2 protein-coding genes are annotated in these 890 nt (G+C 60.7%); both read right to left on the bottom strand.

Translation table 11 applies throughout. The features are described 5' to 3' along the window. A partial coding sequence (locus tag FEM54_RS33265; protein WP_138454363.1) for a response regulator occupies positions 1–458 on the bottom strand: 458 nt, incomplete at its 3' end. Between the two features lie 23 nt (positions 459–481). Continuing rightward, the coding region (locus FEM54_RS33260) for an Hpt domain-containing protein (protein ID WP_138454362.1) at positions 482–890 on the bottom strand (409 nt) is incomplete at its 5' end.

Below are 890 nucleotides of genomic sequence, written 5' to 3'. Positions count from 1 at the left end.
CTGGTAAAGCGCTCGTCAATAGCCGTAAGGGTCTCGATCACCGAGGTTTTTGGCGGTTCCAGGCTGCGATAGGCGCTCTGCTGGGCGATCGCCTTGAGCGCCAATTGAATCTCGGTGTGCAACTGGCTTTTCTGGATGATGCCGACCACACCCAGCTCTTGCAGGCGGGTGAGGATCAGGTGGTTGGAAATCATCGTCAGGATCAGGATCTGCACCTGCGGAAAATGCCGCTTGAGGTACTCCACCAATTTGAGGCCGTCGCCGTAGGGCGAGTCGCCCGGCATGTTGTAGTCGGTGATCACAATGTCGGCGCCCTGGTGCTGCAACAGCGCGATCAGGCCGGCCGAGCACACGGCCTCGCCGACCACCTGGAAGCGTGTGTCGCGCTCTACCAACTCGCGAACACCCAGCAATACGATCGGGTGATCGTCCGCGATTACCACGTTGAATTTTTTCATAAAGGGCCGTCCGTAGTGCCAGTTCAAGTGAGTGAAGAGTGCCCGGGCTGGAGAGTTTCCAGAACGGCCGACAGACGCTGCATCACCGCCTTCACCTTGAGTTCAAGTGCCGTGTCGAGGCTGCCGCGGTTAAGTGCGCTTTCCAGTTCGATGCACGCTTGGGCCAGGTTCAGCGCCTGGACTGCGCCCAGGGCGCCGGCGACCGAATGCAGCAATTGGCCCAGGCCGTGGGCATCACGTTGCGTCAGGGCGGTATCGATACGCTGCAAGTCCTGCTGCACGCTGCTGATGAACAACGGGCGCATCTTGTCCGACAGCTGCACGCTGTCGTCGCAGGACGCAGTGGCAGGCTCCGGCGCCGGCTTGACCTTGCACAGCTTGATCAACTGCCCGCGCAGGGTTTGCAGGCTTAACGGCTTGACGATCCAGGCG

The sequence above is a fragment of the Pseudomonas edaphica genome (assembly GCF_005863185.1).
GTDB classification, from domain to species: Bacteria; Pseudomonadota; Gammaproteobacteria; order Pseudomonadales; family Pseudomonadaceae; genus Aquipseudomonas; species Aquipseudomonas edaphica.
The sequence above is the reverse complement of the archived record's forward strand: the minus strand, read 5'-3'. Positions and strand labels throughout refer to the sequence as shown.